7 protein-coding genes are annotated in these 11,185 nt (G+C 41.5%); all 7 read left to right on the plus strand.

What is annotated here, in order from left to right:
• On the plus strand, positions 1–271 hold a 271-nt coding region (locus INF29_RS14560), incomplete at its 5' end, for a hypothetical protein (protein ID WP_207728174.1).
• Between the two features lie 89 nt (positions 272–360).
• On the plus strand, positions 361–5,205 hold the full coding sequence (locus tag INF29_RS12715) for an adenylyltransferase/cytidyltransferase family protein (RefSeq protein WP_193487017.1): 4,845 nt from the start codon (positions 361–363) through the stop codon (positions 5,203–5,205).
• Between the two features lie 10 nt (positions 5,206–5,215).
• Positions 5,216–6,406, plus strand: a complete 1,191-nt coding sequence (locus INF29_RS12720; protein WP_193487019.1) for a Rossmann-fold NAD(P)-binding domain-containing protein — start codon at positions 5,216–5,218, stop codon at positions 6,404–6,406.
• Positions 6,403–7,470 carry a flavodoxin family protein gene (locus INF29_RS12725; RefSeq protein ID WP_193487021.1) on the plus strand — a complete coding sequence of 356 codons (1,068 nt, stop codon included), beginning with the start codon at positions 6,403–6,405 and terminating at the stop codon, positions 7,468–7,470. The genes INF29_RS12720 and INF29_RS12725 overlap by 4 nt, the downstream gene beginning before the upstream one ends.
• 327 nt (positions 7,471–7,797) lie before the next feature.
• A complete protein-coding gene (guaA, locus tag INF29_RS12730) occupies positions 7,798–9,336 on the plus strand; it encodes a glutamine-hydrolyzing GMP synthase (protein ID WP_072851144.1) in 1,539 nt (512 codons plus the stop codon).
• A gap of 502 nt (positions 9,337–9,838) precedes the next feature.
• The gene (locus tag INF29_RS12735) at positions 9,839–10,537 is read left to right on the plus strand and encodes a hypothetical protein (RefSeq protein ID WP_193487023.1); all 699 of its coding nucleotides are present in this window, start codon (positions 9,839–9,841) and stop codon (positions 10,535–10,537) included.
• Positions 10,538–10,669: 132 nt separating this feature from the next.
• On the plus strand, positions 10,670–11,053 hold the full coding sequence (locus INF29_RS12740; RefSeq protein WP_193487025.1) for a helix-turn-helix domain-containing protein: 384 nt from the start codon (positions 10,670–10,672) through the stop codon (positions 11,051–11,053).
• The last annotated feature ends 132 nt before the right edge of the window (positions 11,054–11,185 follow it).

The following is an 11,185-nucleotide window of genomic DNA, read 5'->3' on the forward strand; positions in this document are numbered from 1 at the left end:
AAGCAAAGTTAAAGGGCTTGCCACCTGCAATTTACAGACAACAAGCCCTTCTGGCTTCTTAAACAATTTTAATTTGAAAATATTGTCTAACTTTTTGGGTTCAGTTCATAATAAGGATTTTGGCTTTTTTTGTTTTCTTATGAAGATGCCCCCAAAGATCTTCCTTTTTTGTTGCAAAAATCATAAAGATCGTAAGTATAATTTAGATAAAACATTCCCTAATTTTACAGAATGTAGTAAAATCATAATGATAAAGCAAATTGATTTATAAAAGTCGCTGCAAGATGATGCAGAAAACATCTTTGTATCGTGTCTTTGCGGTGATATAATGGATTTGATCTATGAGAAGGGCGGTGTTTTATGGACAAAAAACAACTTCAGTTGACATACAAGGAATTACAAAATACTTTGACTGCACGGGATTTTTTGCAGAACGCCGGACTGCATAAAAAAGATGTGCTGGCTGTTATGGATAAAGGTGTATGGCTGGAAGCTATGGAAAAACTGATGACAGGTGAGGTCTCCTGTCGTAATGTATTGAATCTGTGCAGTCCTGCCATGGAAAATTTTGCGGGAAGCCGACCAAAGGATGGGTGGCTGCCGGATTTGTATGGGCATATGATTCGCAAGATTTATCCCCATCGAGATGATATTCCTGCAACGGATCAATATGACAAGGCAGCGGCATTTTATTTGGAATGTCTGCGGTTCTTTTTGAATAAAGAAAAAGAGCGGCTGCCATTTTCCAGAATCCGGGATTTTGATTTTGCGACGGAAGAGGAACTGGAGGGAAGCCCTTATGAAGAAGAATATCGGCGTTTCTTACAGTGTTTTTCTGATGCCTATTTATATGAATTGATGCGTATTGGCAAAGAAATTATGCCTTTTGATATGCTGGCACATGTGGCAGGTGTGCATCATATTGCCATGCATATTGCAAGACAGCTTGCAAAGACAGGCATTCCTGTGGATTTGCCTTTGATTTCCGGCGCCGCCGCTGCCCATGATATCGGGAAATATGGATGCAGGGAAAATGAAGTCAGAAGAATTCCTTACCTGCATTATTATTATACAGACCTTTGGTGCAGAGTCCATGAACTGCCTAACATCGGACATATTGCCGCAAACCATTCCACTTGGGATTTAGAATTGGAAAATCTTACTGTGGAATCCCTGATATTGATTTATGCCGATTTCCGCGTGAAAAACAATGGCTATGATGAAAAAGGCAAAGAAATCATGGGCTTCTACAGCCTGGCATCTTCCTTTGCGGTGATTTTGAATAAGCTGGATAATGTGGACACAGCCAAAGAAAATCGTTATCGCCACGTCTATTCCCGTTTGGAAGACTTTGAAAATTATATGAAAGCCCTTGGCGTCAATGTAGATTTGACCAGCTGTGCATTGAAGCCTGTTCCGCAGCGAAATCCTGCATTGCTGAATATTGATGAAACGGTGGATGCGTTCAAAAATATTGCCATTGACCATAATATTCGCCTGATGCATAAGCTGAGCCGGGAACTGACTTTTGGTGATATTCTGGAAGCAGCCCGCAGTACACGCAATTGGAAGGATACAAGGGCATATCTGAATATTTTTGCGGAATATTTCACTTATATGAACCAACGTCAAAAACAGATGGCAATGAACTTCCTGTATGATCTGATGTTCCACAGAGAAGGGGATATCCGCAGACAGGCGGCAGATCTGCTGGGGAATATGATTGCCCATTATGATGTAGAATATGGGAAAGAACTCCCTCAGAATGTGAATGTGATACTGGATGAAACAGATAGCTTCCAGCTGTGGAAAAGATATTTAGACCGCATCATCCTGCCAGATCATAAGGTTATTGACCGTCATAGACGCTGGCTTGGGTATTGTTTGAAACGTGTTGTCATTTCTTTGCTGGAAAACTGCAAAGAAGAACAGCGCAAGAAATATGTTGTACCACTTCTTGCTTATTATCAAGAATTGGGATGGATTGATGAAACAGCCTTTATCCTGCTGGATACTATGCCTTCCATTCCCATGGTGCTTTTGGATGATGCGGAACGGAATGTATGCTTCCGCTTTATGGAGCATTTTGCTTCTCGGGATGTTCTGGAAATTCAGGCTGCAATTTTGCTGAATCTGTGCGAAATGGCACCTGCTTTTACGGAGTCTAAAGAATTTCTCCATACAGTCAATGCTGTTTTGGATGTTGTACCCGTGAAAGAGGAAAAAGCACTGGCTTATCTTGCCTATGAAATCCGCAAAAATTGCGGCTTGCCCCAAAAAAATAAGGCTGCATATCAGGAAATCTTTGAAGATTCCGCGGTGGTATCTGATATTTTCCTGGATAACCTGAAAGCGGCAACACCTTGGAAAATCAAGATTATCAACATGCGTTTGCTCTATGATCGGATTTGCAGTGGCGTGACTATGCCAAAACTTCATGTGGCAACCCATTTGTCCAATCTGTTAAAAGTCAGTGAACAGGTTTCTGTCCGTCATGCGGCAGGGGAAACACTGGTAAAACTGGCACCTATGCTTTCCTGGGATCAGCGAAATGAAGTTGCCATTGAATTGACAAAAGGTCTGGAAATTGGTGAATTCGAGTTTTCTAAGTATATTCCTCAATATCTGGGTGAGTTTGTATTGTTCCTGCATCCAAAGGAATTGGATGAATTTATCAAAGATCTGGAACGTCTGCAAAACAGCACCAATGATCGAATTGCCAGCGTTGCACTGGATACCTTTGGGGTAATGCTCCAGCATTACGGACAGTATCAGAGCCGTTTCCCGGAACTGGCACAAATATATGAGGATAGACGCAAGAAGATTATGGGCATGATTCTGAAAGGATTTGCGAACTATCAGGAAAATGTCAAACGAGAAGCGTTTTGGGTCGTTGGTCACGAACTTTTTGCCCAGGATTATTTATCCATGCAGGAAAAGAAAAATCTTTTTGGCTTCCTCAGTAAAAAGATGCTCATGCTTGTGGAACAGGATGAAGATTCCGAATTGACATTCTTTAACCACACTGCTGGATGGAATTTTGTATATCATTTTATCAGTGCGTATATTTTCCAAGAAAAGAAATTCACTTTCTCAGAACCCCAGAAAATTGCCTTTTTCCCCGGTACATTTGACCCCTTTACATTGGGGCACAAGGAAATTGCACGGGAAATCAGAGATCTTGGATTTACTGTTTATCTGGCACTGGACGAATTTTCCTGGTCGAAAAAAGCTCAGCCTCATCGGGTGCGCAGACGTATTTTGGATATGTCTGTGGCAAATGAAGAAAATATTTTCCTTTTCCCTTCAGATACACCAGTGAATATTGCCAATCCGGCAGACTTGAAAAAACTGCGGGAAATGTTCCCGGGAAAAGAAGTCTATATGGTGGCAGGCAGCGACGTGGTGCAGAATGCTTCCTCTTATCGTATGGAACCGGAAGAAAATTCCATTATGACATTCCCTCATGTTATTTTCCGCAGAGAAACCAGAGAGGGAAGAGGAAACAAGACATCTTATGATATGATTCAAAACACCGTTGTGGAATTGAAACTGCCTACACACTTTGAGGACATTAGTTCTACAAGAATCCGCGAAAATATCGACCATAACAGAGATATTTCCAATTTGATTGATACCGTTGCCCAGAACTATATCTATGACCGTGGGCTGTATTTAAGAGAGCCACAGTATAAACGACTGCTTCAGACAAAAGCTGTTGAAATCAAGCATGAAACCAATGCGAAAGATATTGCGGAGATCATCCGACAGGGAAATCTGGGTAATGATGAAACCGAAAAACTGCTTCATACTTTGCAGGAACCCGGTTGTACAGCAACCATCATATTTGACCAGGACGGCAAAGGCAGACCGGATGCCATTATGCTTTACCGTCATATTTCCACAACAGAACTGTTTGGAGAATTCCAGGATATGATGACAGCCAGCTACATTCGTCAGCAGACTTCCGGTAAGATTGTGCTGATTCTGGCTGGTTATATCAGAAGCCGGTCGAAAATTGCGGATCTGGAGCAGATTGTGCTGACAGAAACCCTGGCGGAATGTCTGCGGCAGGACTACACTTATACTGTATGCAGTCCCAAATACAGCCAGATCACAAAGAGCATGAAAGATGCTTTGGAACGTCAGGGATTTATTCCTGTTCCTTTGCCAGAAGTGCCAAGAGAAATCTACGTTGTGGATATGAAACAGCCTGTTGTGTTATATCATAATGTACAGACAGCTATCAAAGAACCTTTCAGTACAAATCCCAGAGTACTGCGGGTTTTGGATGAAAGCCATAAACGATTCCAGCGTTCTTTGACCAAATTGTATCCCGGAGAATTGGTCCTTTCCTTTAATGCAGGGATTATGTATAATCGCTTGATTGAGCTGATTACTGCGGCAAATGGCATGCCCAAAGAACCACTGCCGGTACGTACATTGGGGAAAAATATGTGTGTGCCTTTCGGTAAGATTCTGAAAGGTATTGTCATTCCCAATACGGTAACAAAGGTACTTCATACAGACAAGGTATTCGATTCCCGCATTCATGGTTTCCGTATTGCAGAGTTCCCAGAATATCTGCCCCTGCGTTCTCAGGTCAGAACAATCAAATCTTTCCGCAGACCTGTGATATTGGTAGATGATTTGCTTCATAAAGGGTATCGTATCCGTGAACTTGACCCGCTTTTTAAAGAAGAAAATGTAGAGATTGATCGTTTGATCGTTGGTATGCTTTCTGGTCGAGGAAAAGACCTGATGGAAATCCAAGGCAGAAAGGTAGAAAGTGCTTACTTCATTCCTTCCATGCGTATCTGGTTCGTGGAAACATCTATGTATCCCTTTATCGGTGGGGATGGTGTAGAAACCAATGCGGATAAAACAGGCAATTTCCTGCATGGTGTCAATCTGATCCTGCCATATGTAATGCCCGGTTTTATCAGAGGTGCATCGAAAGAAAATATCTATGACTTGTCTATGGTCTGCTTGCAAAATACAAAAGAAATTCTGACAGTTTTGGAAGAAGAATATCAGGCTTTGTATGAACGGAATCTGACTTTGGGACGACTGAGTGAAGTCATTATCTGGCCTCGCATTCCAGACAAGGGCAATTGCGTTGCTTATGATTATCATCTGCCGGCATCTGTATATCTGGAAAACGATATGGAACAGATGATCCGACTGGAACACCTTGTAAAATAAGGAGGATATTATGGAACAGAAACTCATTGGAACGACCACTGTTTTTTTCACAGATCGGGGTCGGGAGAAGAATAAAGGGATTTTGAAACTGACCCATCCGGCAATGCTGGCAGAAGAAGAAACGCTTCACTGGCTGGACAGAGTTCATCTGGATGAAGTGGCAGCAAATATGGACGCAGACCTGCGGACAGCGGCAGAAAATGCCCTGTCCAAAGGGACTGTGCTGCTGGCGAATACTGCATGGAAAACAGCTGATGAATGGGAAAAATGGCTTCAGATAGATAATAAGAAGAAAAAACGGGTACATCTGCTGGCATTGGGTGATGTTGGCAGTACTGTGCTGACTGCATTGAAACTCATGGGCGGCGATTGCATCGAAACATTGGGAATTTATGATGTGAACCCAGATGTCTGTGCTCGTTGGGAAACAGAATTAAATCAGGCTGCTTTTCCTTGGGATTATGATGCATTGCCAACTGTTGAAATTTTGACCGAAGAACAGCTTTTTGATTGCGATATGTTTGTTTTCTGTGCCTCCAAAGGGATTCCTCCTGTAGGTTCACAGGTGCAGGATGTGCGTATGGTGCAGTATGAAGCCAATAAAGGTATTATTTCTATTTTCGCAAAGAAAGCAAGAGATGCAAAGTTTGAAGGTCTGTTTGCCGTCGTTTCTGATCCTGTAGATCCTCTTTGCAGTGCTGCTTTTCTTGCCAGCAATGAAGATGAGACAGGAATTTTCGATGGCAAAGGGCTTCGCCCGGAACAGGTTCAGGGCTATGGTCTTGGTGTTATGAATGCAAGAGCTGCTTACTATGCAAAACAAAATCCCAATTTTGCAGATTTCCTGACAGAAGGCAGAGCATTTGGACCTCATGGACAGGATCTCGTCATTGCAAACAGCATTGCTAACTATGACGATGAACGTTCTAAAGCTTTGACAAAACTTGCCATCGAAGCCAACCTGCGTATGAGGGAACTGGGCTTTAAGCCGTATGTGGCACCTGCCATTTCTTCTGCTGCCATTTCGTTGCTGTTGACACTGCGCGGAGAATGGCATTATAGCTCCAATTTCTTAAATGGTGTTTATATGGGCAGCAAAAACAGAACAACATTGGGTGTAGAAATTGAATCTCTGCCCTTGCCATATGCCTTATTCAAAAGAATCCAAAAAGCTTATGATGGACTGGAGATGATTCGATGAAGCAAATGTTGACCATTGTATATCCGCAATGTGAAGATTCCAGAAGAACCAAACGACTGGAGAAGCTATTGGAAGAAATTTATGGTTTATATGAATGTACAGTGATTCGTCGGCTAGAGGATTTTCATTCCTTGGAGGGGAAAAGACTGCTCTTTGCCATTCCTTTAGGGATTTCTGGTATCAATCTGGAATACTTCCGCTATTTGAAGTATATGCGTCTGCATCCTGATATGCTGAAAGGATGTGTAGGTTCCATTTTGGTGGATGGAGAAAGTGAATTGTATACCAAGTCTGTGGCAAGGGAATTGATGTTTACAGCCAATGCTTGCGGATGTGCTTTCCCTGGCAGAGGTATGGTGGAAGGCACAGGTTCCTTGCAGAATTTCAATATTCAGGCAATGCAGCAGGATTTGGACAATATGGGTGCGTATCAGGCAGCAGCAAAGCGTCTGGTGGCACAGCTCATGGATTTTACACCAAATCCAAAGAAGGAAACCAATATACTGGTGCTTCACGCCAGCAATCACAAAACTTCTAACACTTCCATGCTGTGGGATATGATCAAAAAAGATCTGCATCATTGCAAAATTACGGAAATTTCCTTGAGAAATGGTACGGTGCATGATTGCTCTGGATGTCCATTTAAAATGTGCATGCATTTCAGTGAAAAATCCAGCTGCTATTATGGTGGAGTGATTGTGGAGCAGGTGTATCCTGCCATTGAAGCATGTGACGCAGTTATATTGCTCTGTCCCAATTATAATGATGCACTCAGTGCCAATTTGACGGCTTTCATCAACCGTTTGACAGCATTGTTCCGTAAAAATCAATTTTACGAAAAAAGTATTTTTGCACTGGTTGTATCGGGATACAGCGGCGGAAATATCGTAGCGGAACAGGTGATCAGTGCCATGAGTATGAATAAGACCTTCCGTTTGCCGCCTCATTTTGCAATGCTGGAAACTGCCAATAATCCGGCAAGTATCTTGGAAGTGGAAGATATCCAGAAAAAAGCTTCTGCTTTTGCGGAAAATATGATGAAGGCTTTGGTAAAAGAATCTTGAAAATCCTTTGCCAACTGCTGTTTTATGGGAGGTTGGCTTTAAAGAAAAACTGCATTTCATCGGAATAGATTTGCATGATATGCAGGAATGATTTTGAACGGAAAACCAATGCAGTCGAATCTGAATGCTTTGGCAAAAAAATAAAAAGGAATCACATTGTTGAGAAAGATTTTATTCGTTTTGCGAAAAGACGTGGGAAATATGTGGTTTTTACTTGTCAATAGCTTTTGGCTATGATAATATGAAATCAGGCAGGTCGTCGTTCGCAGCGGCGACTTTTCTTGATAAAGCGTGAACCTTTAGAAACAACAGATATGGAGGAAGACAATGAACCGTGAAATGATTATTATTCTGGATTTTGGCGGTCAGTATAATCAGTTGATTGCCAGACGTGTCAGAGAACATCACGTTTACTGTGAAATCATGCCTTGGAATAAACCTATTGAGGAAATCAAGGCAAAAAATCCCAAAGGGATTATCTTTACAGGTGGTCCCAACAGTGTATATGATGAAAAATCTCCTCATTGCGATCCCGAAATTTTCGAACTGGGCGTACCTGTTCTGGGGATTTGCTATGGCTGCCAGCTGATGGCTTATACACTGGGTGGTAAAGTAGGCAATGCCAACGAAAAGAGCGAATATGGCAAAACAGAAGTTACTTTCGATACTGACAGCAAACTGATGAAAGGTATTGATGAAAAAGAAATCTGCTGGATGAGCCATACAGACTTTGTTACAGAAATGCCTGAAGGCTTCCGTATTATTGGTAAGACAGCAACATGCCCCGCAGCAGCTATTGAATGCCCTGAAAAAGGCTTCTATGGCGTTCAGTTCCACCCTGAAGTAAACCACACACCTAAGGGTACAAACATGATTCACAATTTCCTGTATGAAGTTTGTGGATGCAGCGGCGACTGGACAATGACAAACTATATCGAAGATCAGATTCAGAAAATCAGAGAACAGGTTGGCGACGGCAAAGCACTGTGTGCACTGTCTGGCGGCGTTGACTCCAGCGTAGTAGCTGCTCTGGTTTCTAAAGCGATCGGCAAACAGCTGACATGTGTATTTGTTGACCACGGTCTGATGCGTAAAAATGAAGGGGACGAAGTAGAAGCAGCATTCGCAAATATGTTTGATTCTCACTTTGTAAGAGCCAATGCACAGGAACGTTTCCTGAGCAAACTGAAAGGCGTTACAGACCCCGAAACAAAGAGAAAAACCATTGGTGAAGAATTCATTCGTGTGTTTGAAGATGAAGCGAAGAAGATTGGTAAAGTAGATTTTCTGGTACAGGGTACCATTTATCCTGACGTAATCGAAAGCGGTCTGGGTGATTCCGCAGTCATCAAATCTCACCATAACGTAGGCGGTTTGCCTTCCGTTGTAGATTTTGAAGAACTGATCGAACCCCTGCGTCTGCTGTTCAAAGATGAAGTACGTCAGATGGGTCTGGAACTGGGTCTGCCTGAACATCTGGTATGGCGTCAGCCTTTCCCTGGTCCCGGTCTGGGTATCCGTGTAATCGGTGAAGTAACAGAAGATAAACTGGAAATCCTGAGAGAAGCAGATGCAATCTTCCGTGAAGAAATTGCAAAAGCTGGTTTGGATAGAAGCATCAACCAGTACTTTGCTGTTATCACAGACGTTCGTTCCGTAGGCGTTATGGGTGACTTCAGAACATATGACTACACTATTGCTCTGCGCGGTGTAACAACAACCGACTTTATGACAGCTGATTGGGCAAGAATTCCTTATGATGTCTTGGATCGTATCTCTGTCAGAATTGTAAATGAAGTAAAACATGTAAATCGTATTGTGTACGATATCACTTCCAAACCACCTGCAACTATCGAGTGGGAATAATTGCAAAAGTCCTGCAAGCCTTGTATTTTCAAGGCCTGCAGGACTTTTTTGTGGGTATATTATATTTATTTGTCCAAAACGAATAGCCCAATATACATAAAGTTGTGTAGGATAATTTTTCGTTTTGTCTACAGTTTCCTGTGGTAATGAATGACGCATTTGCTTTTAGGAGCCTTTGGGACTTGAATGTTTTTCTTAATTTTCATATGTTTTTATCAAATTCTTCTTGAGTTAAAGCAAGAAGTTTCCTTTCTATGATTCCACTATTAAAAAATAGCTATTTATTTCATTTAAGCAATATGTCCCGTTTTTTCTTCTTAGATACATATATAAAAGAATGGTTTTTTCAGAGATAGCATTCATACTTCAAAAATATTGAATGATTTGTATTATAGAAATTGAAAATCCAGTGAGGGAAATCGTTAAATATATTATAGAATCGCCGAGAATTCAGATTATAGCTATAGAGAATAGGAATAGGGATATAGAAAGGGTTGGGCTTATGAAATATAAAACAAGAATTTTTATTGTACCAACTGCGATATTATGTGCATTGTGTACGACAGCATTTGCTGGTAATGCAGTAAACGAAGAAAAGTATTTCAAAGTAGATGGGGAGCCTTATAAAGGTATTACAGCAATTGATGCAAATTCAGTGTTAGCGCAAGGAGCGATAGGACGGACTTCTACAGACTATTATGGTGTTAGAGCTGAAATTGTACAGGAGAATCATGCTGCAGAAATTACAGGATTGGCGTGTGCCTATAAAAAGGCTGGAAGCCTTGAAAAATTTGCAACGGTATTGCGCAATGGAGTGATTGGCAGCCCATATTTTCCATGTGAAGTTACGGATGTTTTCGCTTGGAAAAGATATATTCAGGAATCTATGCATAGTTCACCCAATCAAGGGGTAAGCCACAGCCATTCTGGGATTGAAGCTCAAACAAATAAAAATGACCAGATTGATTTAGAATCTGCTGTAAAAAACAATGAAATGATACCAGCGATTGGTGTTGGTGGGGTAGAGGGTTTTATTTATCCTGCGGACTATCTCCATAATGATATTAAAACACCAGAACAGGCTTTGGAGAAACAAAGCCAAAGAAATGGTCGTTCAGAGTACATCAATTTATATGCCAAAGATGGAAAAACTGTAATTGGTAAGATGGAAGTAACATATGGTGGTACTATTATAAAATAACATGTAATAGTAAAGAGATTCTCGTTGTTTCTTATATAACGAATTAAAAAGGGAGTTAACAATCGTAAAATTTGAACTGCACCCCATTTGTTAGACAGTATGATATACTGAATAACAAGTGGGGTGATTTTTATGCCAAAAGGAGTACCAAATAAACGATATACACCAGAATTCAAGCAACTGGTGGTAGAAACGATGCGGGAAGAAGGTCTAAGTCTCAGTGAAACCATGAGAAGATTTAATATCAACTGTCTCGGTATTATTAAGCGCTGGGAGCGCATCTATCTTGAGGAGGGTCCAGAAGGTTTAGCGGTAGAACGACGGGGACGTAAAAATACAGGACAGCCAGCAAAGCTGCCTAAAGAGATAGAGGAAGATTTGATTGCGGAAAATCAACGGCTGCGAGCGGAAAATGCTTACCTAAAAAATTTGCAAGCCTTGGTTTTGGAAGAGGAGCGATGCCGGCGCAGAAATCGAGGGTATGAAGAAAAGTCTGTAAATAAGATTCTTCTATGATAAGGCTGGGTGGAATGCTTTGAAATGAAGCACTCCACCTTTGTTTTATATATACCATCCAAAAGATGGCATGTCAATAACAGGCGGCTTTTCCGCCTGTTTTAACCAATCTGTTCTTTTTATTCTGGAAGC

This window comes from Anaerotignum lactatifermentans, from assembly GCF_014982935.1.
GTDB lineage: Bacteria > Bacillota > Clostridia > Lachnospirales > Anaerotignaceae > Anaerotignum > Anaerotignum lactatifermentans.